The sequence below is a fragment of the Mesorhizobium sp. W067 genome (assembly GCF_054719525.1).
On the sequence record NZ_JBTTII010000001.1, the window covers coordinates 4,373,537 to 4,388,954 of the forward strand.

Annotated in this window: 21 protein-coding genes and 1 other RNA gene; 11 read left to right on the plus strand and 11 right to left on the minus strand. The window is 60.4% G+C overall.

All coding sequences use genetic code 11. The features are described 5' to 3' along the window. The first annotated feature begins 61 nt into the window (after positions 1-61). On the plus strand, positions 62-886 hold the full coding sequence (locus ACYG97_RS21340) for an NAD(P)H-binding protein (RefSeq protein ID WP_023733002.1): 825 nt from the start codon (positions 62-64) through the stop codon (positions 884-886). Between the two features lies 1 nt (position 887). Continuing rightward, positions 888-1,364 carry an anthrone oxygenase family protein gene (locus ACYG97_RS21345; protein WP_023733001.1) on the plus strand — a complete coding sequence of 159 codons (477 nt, stop codon included), beginning with the start codon at positions 888-890 and terminating at the stop codon, positions 1,362-1,364. A 158-nt stretch (positions 1,365-1,522) separates the two neighbouring features. Here the strand turns inward: ACYG97_RS21345 and ACYG97_RS21350 are convergent, their stop codons facing one another. From ACYG97_RS21350 to ACYG97_RS21365, 4 genes are all read right to left on the minus strand, one after another. Continuing rightward, positions 1,523-1,813: an Rdx family protein gene (locus ACYG97_RS21350; RefSeq protein WP_023733000.1), complete on the minus strand. Its 291-nt coding sequence runs from the start codon at positions 1,811-1,813 to the stop codon at positions 1,523-1,525. Continuing rightward, entirely contained in the window at positions 1,810-2,598 is a 789-nt protein-coding gene (locus ACYG97_RS21355) for an RDD family protein (RefSeq protein ID WP_023732999.1), read from the minus strand. The genes ACYG97_RS21350 and ACYG97_RS21355 overlap by 4 nt, the downstream gene beginning before the upstream one ends. A gap of 80 nt (positions 2,599-2,678) precedes the next feature. Beyond that, positions 2,679-3,428, minus strand: a complete 750-nt coding sequence (locus ACYG97_RS21360) for a YebC/PmpR family DNA-binding transcriptional regulator (protein ID WP_023668740.1) — start codon at positions 3,426-3,428, stop codon at positions 2,679-2,681. Between the two features lie 180 nt (positions 3,429-3,608). Continuing rightward, the gene (locus tag ACYG97_RS21365; RefSeq protein WP_023668739.1) at positions 3,609-3,932 is read right to left on the minus strand and encodes an ArsR/SmtB family transcription factor; all 324 of its coding nucleotides are present in this window, start codon (positions 3,930-3,932) and stop codon (positions 3,609-3,611) included. Between the two features lie 51 nt (positions 3,933-3,983). On the opposite strand from ACYG97_RS21365, the gene ACYG97_RS21370 reads away from it, so the two are divergent. From ACYG97_RS21370 to ACYG97_RS21380, 3 genes are read left to right on the plus strand one after another with little or no spacing between them, the layout of a single operon-like run. After that, positions 3,984-4,466, plus strand: coding sequence for an SRPBCC domain-containing protein (locus ACYG97_RS21370; protein ID WP_023704905.1), 483 nt, complete (start codon positions 3,984-3,986; stop codon positions 4,464-4,466). 20 nt (positions 4,467-4,486) lie between these two features. Beyond that, positions 4,487-4,849, plus strand: a complete 363-nt coding sequence (locus tag ACYG97_RS21375; protein ID WP_023704906.1) for a VOC family protein — start codon at positions 4,487-4,489, stop codon at positions 4,847-4,849. Positions 4,850-4,878: 29 nt separating this feature from the next. Continuing rightward, positions 4,879-5,361: an SRPBCC family protein gene (locus ACYG97_RS21380; protein ID WP_023704907.1), complete on the plus strand. Its 483-nt coding sequence runs from the start codon at positions 4,879-4,881 to the stop codon at positions 5,359-5,361. Between the two features lie 21 nt (positions 5,362-5,382). Here the strand turns inward: ACYG97_RS21380 and ACYG97_RS21385 are convergent, their stop codons facing one another. The 5 genes from ACYG97_RS21385 to ssrS all read right to left on the minus strand — a co-directional run bounded on the left by ACYG97_RS21385 (position 5,383) and on the right by ssrS (position 8,538). Then, on the minus strand, positions 5,383-6,144 hold the full coding sequence (locus ACYG97_RS21385) for a TerC family protein (protein ID WP_023704908.1): 762 nt from the start codon (positions 6,142-6,144) through the stop codon (positions 5,383-5,385). 70 nt (positions 6,145-6,214) lie between these two features. Continuing rightward, the gene (locus tag ACYG97_RS21390; protein ID WP_023726164.1) at positions 6,215-7,039 is read right to left on the minus strand and encodes a TIGR00282 family metallophosphoesterase; all 825 of its coding nucleotides are present in this window, start codon (positions 7,037-7,039) and stop codon (positions 6,215-6,217) included. A gap of 56 nt (positions 7,040-7,095) precedes the next feature. Beyond that, positions 7,096-7,623 carry a DUF3592 domain-containing protein gene (locus tag ACYG97_RS21395; RefSeq protein ID WP_196813862.1) on the minus strand — a complete coding sequence of 176 codons (528 nt, stop codon included), beginning with the start codon at positions 7,621-7,623 and terminating at the stop codon, positions 7,096-7,098. A gap of 82 nt (positions 7,624-7,705) precedes the next feature. Next, complete coding sequence (locus ACYG97_RS21400; RefSeq protein ID WP_023698428.1) at positions 7,706-8,290, minus strand: 5-formyltetrahydrofolate cyclo-ligase; 585 nt, start codon at positions 8,288-8,290, stop codon at positions 7,706-7,708. A 92-nt stretch (positions 8,291-8,382) separates the two neighbouring features. Continuing rightward, positions 8,383-8,538, minus strand: a non-coding RNA gene (ssrS, locus tag ACYG97_RS21405) — 6S RNA. A 358-nt stretch (positions 8,539-8,896) separates the two neighbouring features. On the opposite strand from ssrS, the gene ACYG97_RS21410 reads away from it, so the two are divergent. After that, positions 8,897-9,130: a hypothetical protein gene (locus tag ACYG97_RS21410; protein WP_023732997.1), complete on the plus strand. Its 234-nt coding sequence runs from the start codon at positions 8,897-8,899 to the stop codon at positions 9,128-9,130. Here ACYG97_RS21410 and ACYG97_RS21415 read toward each other — a convergent pair. Beyond that, positions 9,120-9,962 carry a BRO family protein gene (locus tag ACYG97_RS21415; protein WP_023732996.1) on the minus strand — a complete coding sequence of 281 codons (843 nt, stop codon included), beginning with the start codon at positions 9,960-9,962 and terminating at the stop codon, positions 9,120-9,122. The two genes, ACYG97_RS21410 and ACYG97_RS21415, sit on opposite strands and share 11 nt — an antisense overlap. Positions 9,963-10,026: 64 nt before the next feature. On the opposite strand from ACYG97_RS21415, the gene ACYG97_RS21420 reads away from it, so the two are divergent. The 4 genes from ACYG97_RS21420 to ACYG97_RS21435 all read left to right on the plus strand — a co-directional run bounded on the left by ACYG97_RS21420 (position 10,027) and on the right by ACYG97_RS21435 (position 12,799). Continuing rightward, positions 10,027-10,518, plus strand: coding sequence for a hypothetical protein (locus ACYG97_RS21420; RefSeq protein WP_023700258.1), 492 nt, complete (start codon positions 10,027-10,029; stop codon positions 10,516-10,518). A gap of 51 nt (positions 10,519-10,569) precedes the next feature. Then, positions 10,570-11,457 carry a DDE-type integrase/transposase/recombinase gene (locus tag ACYG97_RS21425; protein ID WP_023732995.1) on the plus strand — a complete coding sequence of 296 codons (888 nt, stop codon included), beginning with the start codon at positions 10,570-10,572 and terminating at the stop codon, positions 11,455-11,457. Positions 11,458-11,462: 5 nt separating this feature from the next. After that, on the plus strand, positions 11,463-11,825 hold the full coding sequence (locus tag ACYG97_RS21430) for an Imm8 family immunity protein (protein ID WP_023700256.1): 363 nt from the start codon (positions 11,463-11,465) through the stop codon (positions 11,823-11,825). A 134-nt stretch (positions 11,826-11,959) separates the two neighbouring features. After that, the gene (locus ACYG97_RS21435) at positions 11,960-12,799 is read left to right on the plus strand and encodes an AAA family ATPase (protein WP_023732994.1); all 840 of its coding nucleotides are present in this window, start codon (positions 11,960-11,962) and stop codon (positions 12,797-12,799) included. Positions 12,800-12,842: 43 nt separating this feature from the next. Here ACYG97_RS21435 and ACYG97_RS21440 read toward each other — a convergent pair whose 3' ends face one another. Then, positions 12,843-14,381: an MFS transporter gene (locus tag ACYG97_RS21440; RefSeq protein WP_023732993.1), complete on the minus strand. Its 1,539-nt coding sequence runs from the start codon at positions 14,379-14,381 to the stop codon at positions 12,843-12,845. Positions 14,382-14,523: 142 nt separating this feature from the next. Between ACYG97_RS21440 and ACYG97_RS21445 the strand changes: the two genes are divergently transcribed. Then, the gene (locus ACYG97_RS21445; RefSeq protein WP_023704914.1) at positions 14,524-15,387 is read left to right on the plus strand and encodes a LysR family transcriptional regulator; all 864 of its coding nucleotides are present in this window, start codon (positions 14,524-14,526) and stop codon (positions 15,385-15,387) included. The last annotated feature ends 31 nt before the right edge of the window (positions 15,388-15,418 follow it).

Consider the following 15,418-nt stretch of genomic DNA (forward strand, 5'->3'; position numbering starts at 1 on the left):
GGGTTTATCACGTTTTGCAAATGTGAGGATTACTCATATTTGTAAACAGAGGAAAACCACAATGACCGACACCAAACCAGTCCTGATCCTCGGTGGCACTGGCAAGGCCGGCCGTCGCCTCGCCGAGCGGCTGACCTCACAGGGCATTCCCGTGCGCATCGGCTCGCGTTCCGGCAGCCCCCGCTTCGACTGGGAGGTTCCGGCGACCGGGGAGCCTGCCATGCAGGGCGTGGGCGCCGTCTACATCAGTTACTATCCCGACATCGCCGTGCCGGGCGCCGCCGAGACCGTCGGCGCCTTCGCCAGGCTTGCGGTGGCAAATGGCGTCACCCGCATGGTGCTGCTCTCCGGCGGCGAGACCGAAGCCCAGCGCGCCGAAGAGATGGTCAAAGCCTCGGGCGCTGACTGGACGATCCTGCGTTGCGCTTGGTTTTCGCAGAATTTCAGCGAAGGTTTTCTCGTCGAGTCCTTGCGGCAAGGCGAAGTGGCTTTGCCTGTCGGCCCTGTTGGCGAGCCCTTCGTCGATGTCGACGACATCGCCGATGCTGCCTTCGTTGCGCTGACCGAACCGGGTCATGTCGGCCAGCTCTATGAGTTGACCGGGCCGCGGCTGCTGAGCTTCGCCGACGCGGTCGCCGAGATCGCCAAGGCGACCGGCCGCGACATCCGCTATATCAAGAGCTCGCATGACGAATTCACCGCCGCGACGGCGGCATACGAACTGCCGCCCGAAATCGCCTGGCTTCTCAACGAGCTGTTCACCGAAGTGCTTGACGGCCGCAACGAGACGCTGACCGACGGTGTCCAGCGTGTGCTCGGCCGCGCGCCGAAAGACTTTTCCGCCTACGCAAATGAACCCGCCGCAATCGGCATCTGGAGCAACTGAGATGATCAAGCTTCTTCCCACCCTCACCATCATCGCCGCAATCGGCTCGGGCGTCGTCGGCGGCGTGTTTTTCGCCTTTTCCAATTTCGTCATGGCAGCACTTGCCCGGCTGCCGGTCCCCCAAGGCATCTCGGCGATGAATTCGATCAACATCACGGTAATCACGCCCACCTTCATGACGGCGCTGTTCGGCACCGGCCTGCTCTGTCTGGTGCTTATCGCCGCCGCCATCATGGGCTGGAGCCAGTCCGGCTCGCACTGGTTGCTTGCCGGTGCCGTGATCTATTTGATCGGCAACCCGATCGTGACCATGGTCTTCAATGTGCCGCTCAACGATGCGCTCGCCGCCGTCGACCCGGCCAGCGCCAATGGCGCAGCCGTCTGGGCGAACCATCTGAACCAGTGGGTGATGTGGAACCACGTCCGCACCATCACCGCCATCGTGTCGATGGCCTGCTTCATCTTCGCATTGCTGTGAAAGTCGTCAAGCAAGGTAAGCTGTGTTGAGATTCAGGTCAGGTCGAGTCGAAAATGGTGGCTTCCGAGAACCGGAGCGGAGCGTACTCAAGTACGTGTGCACCGGAAGCGCAGGAAGCCGTCATTTGCAGGCCGGCCTCACCTGAATCTCGACGCAGATTAGGCCTTGCGGTCGGAATGGCCGAGATCCCGGTCCGGATCAATGACGTCGCGCACCAGCTGCTTGAGCTTGGCTGCATCGGGAAAGCCGCCGTCGCGCTTGCGGTCCCAGACCAGCACATCGTTGCAGGAAACGGTGAAGATGCCGCCTGTGCCCGGCACCAGCGTCACTTCGCCAAGATCCGTGCCGAAGGTGGAGAGCAGTTCCTGCGCCATCCAGCCGGCCCGCAACAGCCACTGGCACTGCGTGCAATAGATGATGACCACGCGTGGCCTCTCCGGCACACTCATGTCTGGGTCTCCTGTATACGCACCGTGGTCTTTGCAAATCGATCGTGTATCGGGTCGTCGCCCAGAGCTATGGATATCGCGATCCAGACCGGCCAGATCAGCACCAAAACGAGAGCGGCGGATGCAACCACTATTTCCAGGCTGGAGTAATCCTGCACGCCACCGGGAGCGGTGCCCCAAGCCTGAAAAGCATACCAGCTTCCCGTCAGGACGATCGGTAATGCGCCGAGAAACTTGATAAGTTGCCGCCGAACAGCCTTTCTCGCCGGCAGGCCGACCCTATGTCTGTCGTCCTCATCATGCACAGTGAGCTCCGTGAGCCGCTTGCCGATTGATTGGCCGGACTTCAACTCCATAATGAGGAGATAAGACGCCAGAGCGATCAGCTCGAGGAAACCCAGGTCCAATGCTGCAGGCCTGAAATTTCCTTGCGAATCCAGATCGATCGAGATTGAGGAGGTTTCTCCAGGCTTTGAGCCCGGCGCCGTACCCACGCTCCATATGGCGACCGGCAAACCGAGTACTGATGTTCTACACACCTGCCAGTCATAACGGGCAAGTGTCGGGGCACCGTGAACCGTACCCTCCTGGCATAATTTCCAGTTCAGCCAAAAGCTGCCTTTTACGCCACCGTTGGTCAGCAGAAATAGAGCCCCTACGAGCAAATAGAGAGCGATCAGGATTACAAAGTAGTCGATGAGTGCAGCGAGAAACCGTCGCCATATGCCGGGCCGGCGAGGCCAGGCCACCGCATCGGCAAAACTTGCCTCTTTATAGTCGGTCATCGGCCCCCCTGATAACTGACTAATCTATAGGCAGGCCGCCGTCATACAGCAATATTCGCATCCGACTGTATTGCACGGACCTACGCCGCGCTGAGCTTGGCCATGGTCTCGTCGTCGACCTCGAAATTGGCGTAGACGCTCTGCACGTCGTCATCGTCCTCGAGCGTTGCCACCAGTTTCATCAGCGATTGCGCCCGCTCTTCGTCGACCGGGACATTGTTCTGCGGCTGCCAGATCGGCTTCACCGATTCGGCCTCGCCAAGCGAGGCTTCCAGCGCCTTAGACACTTCGCCCATACTCTCGAACGCACAGTAGATGGTGTGGCCTTCCTCGTCGGACTCGACGTCATCGGCGCCGGCCTCGATCGCCGCGTCCATCACCTTGTCGGCGCTGCCGGCGGAGGCCGGATAGTAAATCTCGCCGGCGCGGTTCCACATGAACGACACCGAGCCGGTTTCACCAAGCGCACCCCCGGCTTTGGTGAAGGCGGCGCGCACGTTGGAGGCCGAGCGGTTGCGGTTGTCGGTCAGCGCCTCGACGATCAGCGCCACGCCGCCTGGCCCATAGCCTTCATAGCGCACCGCTTCGTAATTCTCGGCATCGCCCATCGATGCCTTGTTGATGGCGCGCTGGATGTTGTCCTTCGGCATCGACACCGCCTTGGCGTTCTGAATGGCCAGGCGCAAACGCGGGTTCATCGACGGATCCGGTGTTCCGCTCTTGGCGGCGACGGTGATTTCGCGCGCCAGCTTGGAAAACATTTTCGACCGCACCGCGTCCTGCCGGCCCTTGCGGTGCATGATGTTCTTGAACTGTGAATGGCCGGCCATGGCACCCCTGTCGTCTTCGGCTAGAGCATCCCGAAGCGAGGTGGTCTCACCTCGTCCTCCCGGGTACTCGAATTCAAATTTTCAGAGCCGTCCAAGGTGCAACGCGATGGATGCACGGCGTTCTCTGTCGGAATGGCCGGCTTATAGATAAATCGGCTCAATTCGTCCAGCCGCGCCGGTTCAGCCCTCCAGATCGGACTTCAGCCGGTCGATAATGCTGAGCGCATGGCCGGCATACTGGCTGATCCAGCGGTCGTGGATGTGCTTGATCGGCAGGGCGTTGAGATGGTTCCAGCGCTCTCGCCCTTGGCGCTTTGCCACCACCAGTTCGGCTTCTTCCAGCACCTTGAGATGCAGCATGACGGTGCAGCGATCGATGTCGGGAAACGCCTCGCACAACATGCCGGTCGTCTGCGGCGCATCCTTCAGCCGATCCAGCAATTCGCGACGGCGCGGATGCGCCAACGCCTTGAAAACGTGATCGTCCGCGGTTTGGCTTGACATGTTATGTTTCTATAACATATCGTCGAGCCAATCAAGGAAGGAGCTGTGGATATGTCTCTTGGATTCAGAGTTTCCGGACGCATCGGCAAACCGGTCGCAGAAGTCTTCGACGCAGTCGTCAATCCGGAGAAGCTCAGCGGCTATTTCACCACCATCGGCGGCGCCAGCGGCCCGCTGGAAGCCGGCATCGGTGTCGTCTGGTGGGGAAAAGTGCCGGTCGAGGTCGATGAAGTGGTCAAGGACAGCCGCATCGTGTTGCGCTGGGATGCCACAGATGCCGAGGACAGGCCGGCCTACAAGACACGCATCGAGATGAACTTCGAGCCGCTGGACGATGGCGGCACCCTTGTGACCATTGCTGAATCCGGCTGGCCGGAAGGCGTGGTCGGCCTGCAGAAATCCTACCTCAATTGCGAGGGCTGGTCGCAGATGCTGGCTTGCATGAAGGCCTATGTCGAATACGGCATCAACCTGCGCGACGGCTACTACCGCGGCGAGATGAGGGGCGAGCCGGCCAACGAGACAAACAGATGAACCGCGCAACGGAGCCCGCAATGACCGCGAAAATGACAGGTGGAATCAACATCGCCATGAAAGTCCCGTCACATCAGTACGAGGCGACGATCGCCTTCTATCGCGACGTCGTCGGCTTGAATCCATTCACCGCCAAGACGCCGGCCATCGGCTTCGAGCTTGGCCCAAACCGTCTGTGGATCGACGAGGCGCCGATGCTGAGCCAGGCCGAAGTCTGGCTTGAGCTTTTCACCGACAATTCTGCAGCCATTGCGGATCATCTCGCCAAGGCCGGCGTCGTCCGTTGCGACGCGGTCGAGCCCCTGGGCGAAGGCTTTCGCGGCTTCTGGATCGCCAACCCGGCCAGCATCGTTGACATGGTGCGCGAGCCTGACGCCTGGTGAGCGCAAACCGGACAAGGAAAGGAGCATCGATGGAAATTCACAAAACGCCGACTGCCGAAGCCGGCATGCTGATCAGGCGGCCGGTCGCCGAGGTCTTCGAGGCGATCGTCGACCCGGCCATCACCACGAAATTCTGGTTTACCCACAGTAGCGGCCGGCTGGATAGCCGCAAAGAGGTTCACTGGGAGTGGCGCATGTACGGGGCCTCGGCGATGGTCAATGTCAGCGAGATCGTCGAGAACAAGAAGATCGTCATGCAATGGAGCGATCCGCCGACCACTGTGGTCTGGACATTCACGGAGATGCCCGGCGCCGAAACGCCTGACGGTGCGACCTTTCTTGAGGTCAGCAATTTCGGCTTCGCCGGCACCGCCGACGAGCAGGTCAAGCAGGCGGTCGGCTCGACCGACGGCTTCGCACTGGTTCTTGCCGGCGCAAAGGCATGGCTGGAACAGGGCCTGTCGCTTGGCCTGATCGGCGACCGTTATCCGAAGGGCGTGCCGGGGCGCTAGGATCGCCCCGATCGCCCAGCCTCAATGCCCACCGCTGGATTTCTTCCTTCGCCGCGCCAGCATGTTGAGGCCCTCGACCAGGGCGGAAAAGCCCATCGCGGCGTAGATGTAGCCCTTCGGCACATGATAGCCCATGCCGTCGGCGATCAGCGTCATGCCGATCATCAGCAGGAAGCCCAGCGCCAGCATGACGATGCTCGGGTTCTTGGCGATGAAATTGGCCAGCGGCCCGGCCGCCAGCATCATCACGCTCACCGCCACGATCACGGCGATGTACATGATGGCAATCTCGTCGGTCATGCCGACGGCGGTGATGATCGAATCGATCGAAAAGACGAGATCGAGCAGCAGGATCTGGAAGATGGCGCCGGCAAGCGAGATCTGCAGCGTCTCGCCCATCATCGTATCCTTGTGGTCGTCGGGATCGACGGTGTGGTGGATTTCCTTGGTCGCCTTCCAGACCAGGAACAGGCCGCCGGCGATCAGGATCAGGTCGCGCCAGGAAAAGCCATGGCCGAACGCTGTGAACACCGGCGTCGTCAGCTGCACGATGATGGAGATGGTTGCGAGCAGCACCAGCCGCATGATCAGCGCCGCCGAGATGCCGAGACGCCGGGCGCGGGCGCGCTGCGCTTCCGGCAATTTGTTGGTCAGGATCGAGATGAAGATCAGATTATCGATGCCGAGCACGACCTCGAGCACGATCAGCGTCAGCAACGCGACCCACGCGGTTGGATCGGAAACAAATTGAAAATGCGGCGCCAGGAATTCAACGAGCTGCATGGAGGTCGTCCCCTCTACGATCTAGAGCAGTTTCGTCGCCAGTTAGGTACTATATTCCACCATATCAATGTCACGACCAGAAGGATGGCGCGGTTTCTTCAAGCCGAGGCCCGCGGCGAAACGGCGCGATCTTTTCGGCCAGGCCCGTCCGGTCGGAAATGTCGACGCCGACGCCGCACAATGTCGCCGGTCCGGTGGCCGCCTCGAAGCGGCCTTTCGGAACTTTCGACAGGAAGCGGTTGAGCGGCTCTTCCTTGTCCATGCCGAGCGAGGAATCATAGTCTCCGCACATGCCGGCATCGGACATGTAGCCGGTGCCGCCATTGAGGATCTGGTGGTCGGCCGTCGGCTGGTGCGTATGGGTGCCGATGACGAGGCTGGCGCGGCCGTCGACGAAATGCGCGAAGCACATTTTCTCCGAGGTCGCTTCGGCATGGAAGTCGATGACCACGGCATCGGCCTGCTCGCCCAGCGGACAGGCGGCCAGCTCGCGCTCGCCAGCCTGGAACGGATCGTCGAGCTCGGGATGCATGAACACCCGGCCCATGATGTTGGCGACCAGCACGCGCGCACCGTTTTTGGCGATATAGACGCCGGAGCCGCGCCCCGGCGTTCCCTTGGGGAAGTTGGACGGGCGCAAAAAGCGCTCCTCGCGCGGCGCGAAGACCAGTGCGTCGCGCTGATCCCAGACATGGTTGCCGGTGGTGACGACATCCGCACCGGCGGCGATGGTGTCGCGAAAAATGTCTTCGGTGATGCCGAAGCCGCCGGCGGCGTTCTCGCCATTGACGATGACGAAGTCGAGTTTGAAATCCGAGATCAGGCCGGGCAGTTGTTCCCACACCGCCGTACGTCCCGATTTGCCCACCATGTCGCCGAGGAAGAGAAGTCTCATGCCCACTTCTATCCAGAGGCACGGACGCTAGGCAAGCGCTACCCGGGCGATTGGCGCTAACGCCGGCCGAAAGTACCACGCTGCTGTTGAGGCGGCTTGGCGCTCGCGCCCGCAACGCGAACTGCCGAAGGCATCATCGGTGACGCCGGCGGTGCGGTGCGTCCGCGCAGCCAGAAGAACCACACGTAAAAAACAGTGAACCCACCAGTAGCGGCCAGGAGCAACAGCCCGCCGCGCCAGCCCTTCATCGCCGCGGTATCGAGGATCGATGGATTGGCAGGGTTGTAATACAACTTCACCGCGTCGCCTTTGGACGCCGTGTAGAGGCCGATGTCCTTTCCCTTGCCGGACCACGTCATCGGTGCATCGTTCGCGACATAGGTGACAGCGACGTTGATGCCTTTCGCGGTGAGGCCATTACCCTGGGCTTCGCTGTAGGAACTGACATCCGTCACTGTGGCAACCGTCTGATGCCAGGCGAACTGGTGGTGCAGGGCCGTTCCGGAAATGTGCAATGCCATCGCGAACAGCGTTACCGCGATGAGGACGAACGGCATCAGCAGGAAGCGTGCGAAGACAAACATGATGGCCGCCATCGGCTCGGACTGTGTTGCCGGAATACTATCCGGCACGTCTTGGAAACGCGTTAAGCGGGATCGCGGTCTTTTAAGCGATGTCGAAGCGGCGCAAACCGCTCTCGGTCAGTATTTCCGGGATGATGACGTCGTGCGCCTCATCCGGCACCAGACCCACCTCCTGGCAATCGAAAGCGATGCCGATCAGTCGTGGCGGCTGGCCCTTGTCGATCAGCCTGGCGATGGCGCGGTCGTAATAGCCGGCGCCATACCCGATGCGATGACCGCGGCTGTCGAAGGCCGCGAGCGGCACCAGCATCACCGCGGGATCGAGAACCTCGGCCTCCGCATGCGGACCGACCGTGCCAAAACCCATCTCGACCATCGGCGCGCCGCGCACCAGTTCGCGAAAGACGATGGTGGTCTTGTCGAGGATGGCCGGCAGGCAAAGCCTGGCCCCGTTCTCGCGCAAGGCGAACATCAGCGGCCTGACGTCGACTTCCGATCGCATCGGCCAGAAAGCTGAAACGATCTGACCCGGCTCGATGGCGAGGTGGTCGCGTGCCGTCTCGGCCATTTCAAGCGCGATCTCCACCCGCCACAGCGGATCGAGCGCATCGCGACGGCCGAGTGCCTCGAGGCGCAACTGCTTTTTCAGGTCTTTGGGAGATGTCATGCGCGGACGATAGAAAAGGTCGGATCTGGGTGACGTTTCATGAGCGACGTTTTCTACCACATCATCCGCCAAACTGGGCGGATAGAGGTAAGTGACGATCCACACAACCGGTGGAGAGAGCGATCCCGGGAACCTACAAAGTAGGTGGGCGCCGTATGAGAAAACCCACGGGTCTTCCCAGGGACAGCTCCCTAAGGATCGTTAAGGCCCCGGGGAAAATGTTCTCCTGCCGGGAAGCGCAGACCGCCAAGCCCAATATAGGCGGCTGGTCGGTCAAGCGCTAGTGACATGAGGTAGTGTCTCAGTTTGAAATTTGAAATATGCGAAAGCGCCTATCCGGGTTTGCCCGCATAGGCGGAAACGCCTATATGCTTAGCGGAAAGCATGGAGTGGTTGTGTGGCGATCCGTTGCCTTGTTAAAATTGAAAACGAAGCGTCGATGTGGACCTTCGCGTCAACGCCTGTGATAGGCGACTGGGTGCACATGCCATCCGGCGATAGTCTGGCCATCTACGCGGTAACCGAGATAACACATGTGCCGCAGCCGGCGGACGTGGAGAAGGTGCCGCTGGTGTTTGTCACTCTGGAAAGCACATAGGAGTAGCAATGCCAACCGGACCTAAAGGCCAGAAGCGCCCCGCCGACGTGATCGGCAACGCCGTCCGCGTCATGCGCATTGCCACTGGCGATGAAGACGACACCGTGATCGACGACGGCAAAGACCCCGCTGCGAAGGCGCTGGGCGCCAAGGGCGGGAAGAAGCGCGCCGAGAACATGACGCCAGAGCGGCGCGCTGAAATTGCCAAGAAGGCAGCGGAAAAGCGGTGGGCTAAGACTTAATTTCGAGTTTGCGGGCCGCCTTCACTCTCTTTTCGACTACCCTGATCGGCTCGGCAACCGGAAGGTTTTCCGGCATCGTTGAGCCGTTTTCGCGCATCACCTTCCGCACGTCCTGCGCAATCTTCTTATTGCGGTCTATGACCCGGTATTCGCCTTTGATGCCTTCTTTTTTGATGACGTCAGCGGCCATGTTCATCTGAAATTCGTTTGCCGACAATTCCAGCGGCCCGGCGTAGTCGAAGGGGTTGTCTTCCCGCTTCAAACCTTTTCGCGCCATCACATCGCGTCTCGGCATATCATAGAGGCCCTGATACCGGGCATCGTGAAACAGAGCTTGCTTCGAATTGGGGACGCCAGCTTCCTTCGCCACTCCGCTGACAGTGCGGAACGCGGTCGTCACTTTGTCCCGCAGATTCAGCCGCTTCTCATCCTGGGTCAGTGCGTCTTCTGCTTCCATGCGATGGGTCTGGACAACGAAGTAAGCCTGAGCGGCGGCGATCTCGGCTTTGCTCGGGTCGCCGTTCATGGCGATGAGACGGCACGCGGCGCGACTGAGGAAGTAATCCAAGCCTTCTCGTTTTCCGCCCCCTCCGAGTTCCATCATTTTGCTTGCGCGAGCAATATGATGTGACGGATCAATCGTGTTAGCCGTGAATGAGGAGGCGGCACGCTCAATCACTGGCTCGAACTTATCCCATACAGGGTAACCCAACACTGGATGGATATCCCGGGCCATCCAGTATTCCTGCCCGTTCGAGCCTTCCTGTCTGAGCTTTTCCAGTCGGTCGATGGTGGATCGGTAGGCAGGAAGTTCCTCAATCGCTGTTTCCATGTCGAATCCTCTTGCGCGTGATGCGTCCCATCACATACCATCGTCACATACAGGAGTCGATGGCATGACCGAACGGAAGAAGATTGAAGAGCGCCTTCGCAAAAAAGAGCAGGAGGTCGCGTCTCTCGAAGAGAAGACCAAGGTAGCTCGCGTCTATGTTCAGGCGTTGCGGGACATCCTCAAAATGTTGGCCACCGACGGCGACGACAACAATACCGATGCGGAAACCGTGCTGCGCACCGGAAGCGCTGTCGCAGATGCGCGGCATGTGATCCTAAAGAAGCGAGCCCCTGTCCATATCAACGAGATACTGGAAGCGCTTGGCCGGGAAGCCACGCGGGAGGCGAAGGCATCGCTGACAAGCTCGCTCGCCGCATATGTTCGGCGCGGAGAGATTTTTACACGTCCAGCCCCGAACACGTTTGGATTGGCCGAACTAGGCCACGAAACAATCGAGGAGGAAGCGGCCGAGCCACCGCCGAACTTTGGAAGGCCAACGCCGCCTCGGCCATCACGACCACCGGAACCGGAACCGGACGAAGACATTCCGTTTTAAAGTGAACTTTTGATGCTTGACACTAAGCATAAAAGTTCACATATTAGGCGAATGAACAAGCTGCCTCTCAAAACCCGCGTCCAAATCCTCACCATGCTTTGCGAGGGTTCTTCGATGCGCTCTACCTCCCCCGTTGCCGACGTGTCGATCAACACGGTTTCAAAGCTGCTGGTCGATGCCGGCAAGTTCTGCGCCGATCTGCATGACAGTGAAGTCCGAAACGTGGCTTCCAAGCGCGTCCAGTGCGATGAAATCTGGTCGTTCGTCGGCGCGAAGGCCAAGAACGTTTCGGCCATGAAAGCCCCGGTTGAAGGCGCTGGCGACGTGTGGACGTGGACCGCTCTCGACAGCGACAGCAAGCTTATCATTTCCTGGCTCGTGGGCGGTCGCGATGGCGAATATGCACTGGCATTCATGGATGACGTGAAGGACCGTCTTGCAAACCGCGTCCAGCTTACGACCGACGGTCACCGCGCCTATCTCAATGCGGTCGAGGAAGCATTTGGAGCGGACATCGACTATGCGATGCTGATCAAGCAGTACGGCGAACCGGAAGGCAAGAAGACCTCGCCAGAGCGCCGCTATAGCCCCGCCGTCTGCACCGGCGCAACCAAGACGCGGATTGAAGGCAACCCGGACCCGATGCATGTCAGCACGTCGCATATCGAGCGCGCTAATCTCACCATGCGCATGGCAAACCGCCGCTTCACACGCCTGACCAATGCGTTCTCAAAGAAGTTCGAAAACCATGTCCACATGGTCGCGATTTACACGGTCTGGTACAACTTCATAAAAATGCACAAGACGCTGAAAATGACGCCGGCAATGGCGGCTGGCGTGTCACAAACTCTCTGGTCCATGGAAGATCTTTGCGAGAAGATGGACGCTGTTGCTCCGAAGCCGGGGAAACGTGGTCCTTATAAGAAGCGGGAACAGTGAGTTTCATGAAAGCGGAGTATAAGGGTCATAGGATTGTGGAAGCCGATAAACTCGCGTTCGATCTCTCTACATGGCGTCCGTCCGATCCAACTGATTTTTCGGTCACCATTGATTTCTATGCGGGAGAAGAGGGCAAAGAAGGCTCGGATGCTTTCACTGCCACGGTGTGTTCGCCGACATGGTTTCTTCGGTCCCACAAAGAAGCGGTATTTTCTGGTGAAAGCGTGATTTTCATGCGGACGTTCGATCACCTTCAACTGGAAAAATTTCTCATCGCTCGATGTGCTTCGGCTGAGGGCAATAGCTGGCATGAGATAGCCTTTGAGCTTTCGCGGGTCGGGCTATGGGAATTCGAATACAAGCTCTGAATTTCAAACTGAGACACTACCTGACATGAGCCGATGTTTCCATTTCGATCTCACACGCTTTGGTCGCAGCCGGCTCGCCCTTGCACAGGTCAAGCAGCGTCCTTACGCTCGCGCTGACCAACCGAGGAGCAAGTATGCGTTTCGAAGGCACGGCGGCCTATGTCGCCGACAAGGATCTGATGGTGGCGGTGAACGCCGCGATCGCGCTGGAGCGGCCGTTGCTGGTCAAGGGCGAGCCGGGCACCGGCAAGACCGAGCTTGCCCGCCAGGTGGCATCGGCGCTCGGCCTCGACCTGATCGAATGGCACGTCAAGTCGACCACGCGGGCGCAGCAGGGACTTTATGAGTACGACGCCGTCTCGCGGCTGCGCGACAGCCAGCTTGGGGATGCCAGGTTCAACGACATCAAAAACTACATCAAGCGCGGCAAGCTCTGGGACGCCTTCGCGGCCGCCAAGAAGGTCGTGCTGTTGATCGACGAGATCGACAAGGCCGATATCGAATTCCCCAACGACCTGCTGCAGGAACTCGATCGGATGGAGTTCTTCGTCTACGAAACCGGCGAAACGATCCGCGCCGCTGTGCGCCCCATCGTCATCATCACTTCCAACAACGAGAAGGAACTGCCCGACGCCTTCCTGCGCCGCTGCTTCTTCCACTACATCCGCTTTCCCGATGTCGAGACGCTGCACAAAATCGTCGACGTGCACTATCCCGGCATAAAGCAGAATTTGGTGCGTGCTGCCCTGACCCAGTTCTACGAAATCCGCGACGTGCAGGGGTTGAAGAAGAAGCCGTCGACCTCCGAGGTGCTCGACTGGATCCGCCTGCTGGTCGCCGACGACATCGCACCCGAGGATCTGCGCGCCGACCCCAGGAACGCGCTGCCGAAACTGCACGGCGCGCTGCTGAAGAACGAGCAGGACGTGCATCTGTTTGAGCGCCTTGCTTTCATGGCCAGGCGGCAGGGATAAGGATCGGCGGGCGGGCTGAGCGCTATGAGCGGGCTTCGGCCGATCACTCGGCCGCCGCAAGCCCTGTCTCCTGCGGCGCGACGCGCTTCGGCTCGAAGATGACGAAGCCGATGACCGACAGGGCGAGAACGCCGATCCCGCAATAGAGCATGACCCAGCCGAAACCGTTGACCAAGGCGGCATGCACGATGGCGCCGGATGGGTCGAGGGCTGCGAGCTTCGGCGTCCCCTGCGCAAGGCCCTCCAGATTGCCGGTGGCGACCCTTTCCGCCAGTGCCCGCAATTCATCCGGCTCCAAAGCCGCGCCGAGTGTGGCCCGCAGGTGGGAAACGATACCTTGCGTCAGCAGCAGGCCGAGCACCGCGATGTTGATGGCAAGCGTGATCAGGCGTGCGCTGATATCGATGCCGGACGCCATGCCGGCGCGATCCGGCGATACCGCGCCGGTCGTGGTGTTGGTGGTCGGCGAATTGGTGAGACCGATGCCGATGCCGGCAATCAGCGTGCCCGGCAGCATGGTCAGCCAGGTGGCGCCCTCGAGCCTGGAGCCGATCCACATGGCGATGAACCCGATCCCCAATGTCAAAAGGCCGAGCGGGATGGCAGTCCGCGCTTGATAGCGCGCGCGCAGCCGCTCGGCGATCGGCGGCATCACCATGAAGGGCAGCGTGTAGACGAGCAGCAGCAGGCCGGTCGTCGTGCTGTCATAGCCAAGCACGCCCGAATAATAGATCGGCAGATAGATGATGAATGGCCAGTAGCTGAAATTCATGCCGATGGCGCCCATGATCGCGCCGGAAAACTGGCGGATGCGGAACACGGAGAAATCGAACATCGGATAGGGATTGACCCTCTCGGCGACAAGGAAAGCGATGAACGCAGCCACGGAGGCTGATATCACGCCGATGCGGGCGCTGGTCCCGAGATCCGCACCCTGCGTGATCAGATAGGAGAAGCCGAAGACAGAAGCCGACAGCGTCAGCATGCCGGCCCAGTCGAGTTTCTGGGCATTGTGATCGCGCGATTGCGTGACGCCGGCGCCGATAAAGGCGAGCGCCAGGATCGCCAGCGGCACGTGGATGAGGAACAGCCATTGCCAGTTCGACAGCGCCACGATCAAGCCACCGATGGCGGGCCCGAAACCGAGCCCGATGCCTGAGACGACGCTCCAGGCGACGAAAGCCTTGCCGCGTTCGCGGCCGTCCTGGAACTGATGCGACAGCACGGCGACGCTGCAGGTCAGCATCGCGCCGCCGGCGAGACCTTGCAGGAAGCGGGCGGCGATCAGCAGCGCCGCACTCGGCGCTAGGCCGCACAGCAGCGAGGCGAGGCCGAAGGCGACGGTGGTGATCACCATCACGCTCTTGCGGCCGAAACGGTCGGCCAATGTCCCCGTCGCCATAAGCACCGTCGTGCAGGCGATGGTGTAGGCATTCATGATCCACTGCAAATCCCTAAAATTGGCGGCGAGCACGCTTTCCAGTTTCGGCAGGATCAGCGGCACGCTGGAGATTTCGAGCCCGAACAAGAGCGACGCCAAGCACACGCCGGTGAGCGCGATGGTGTTTCGTTGAATTGGCATATCGATCTCTTTCCATCCGAGCAGGAGGCGCTCTTCAAACCGCGACCAGTTTGACATAGAGGAGACTTGACCATGAAAAAAGACTATGCTCGGCTATATCAGAAATGACAAAACGGAATGATTGGCCCAATGGAGTGCTGCGATGACCAGTCTTGATGTGGACGCCGTACGAACCTTCGTGATGGTGGCCGATCTGCAGAGCTTCACCCAGGCGGCATTGGCGCTGGGCAGCACGCAGGCGACGATCAGCGTCAAGCTGCGCCGTCTCGAGGAGAAGCTCGGCGCGCGATTGATCGAAAGAACGCCGCGCCGCGTCAGCCTGTCGGCACGAGGCGCCGTCTTCCTCCCCGCCGCGCGCGACTTCCTTGCCGCGCACGAGCGCGCCATGGCGGAGTTTGCGTCAGCACCATGCCGGCTTGCGCTCGGCTTTGTCGATCATGCCGCCGGTCCGGCGCTGTCCATTCTGATTGCCCAGCTCCATGCGCACGATCCATCGCTGACGCTCAGTTTGAGGATCGACACCAGCACGGTGCTCAAGGAAGCTTTCGATCACGGCGAGCTCGATGCAGTCATCGTGCACCGCGAAGGCGACAGCCGTCCTGGCCGGACCTTGTCGCGCAACCACTATGGCTGGTTCGCAGCACCTTCCTTCGAGTGGCAGCGCGGAACGCCGTTGCGCCTCGCGCTCTTAAGCACCGTGTGCAACTGTCCGGACCGCGTGCGGGCGGTCGAGGCGCTGGACAAAGCAGGCATCGCCTGGGAGGAGGCCTTCGTCGGCGGCGGCGGCGCGGCCGTCAACATTGCGATATCGGCGGGCTTTGCCGTTTCGGCGCTGGCTCACTGCGTCGCTCCGCCCGGCCTGATCGAGGTTGGCCGCAAACTTGGTCTTCCATCGCTTGACCCTTCCGAAGTGGTGCTGCATTCGCACAATCTGGCGCCGCGCGCGCGCGACGCGCTGCAGATGCTGGCGACCGCATTTCGCGAGTACAGTTCGCCGGTGGTATAGGCGAAGCTGCACCTGATCTGATTCCGCCGGA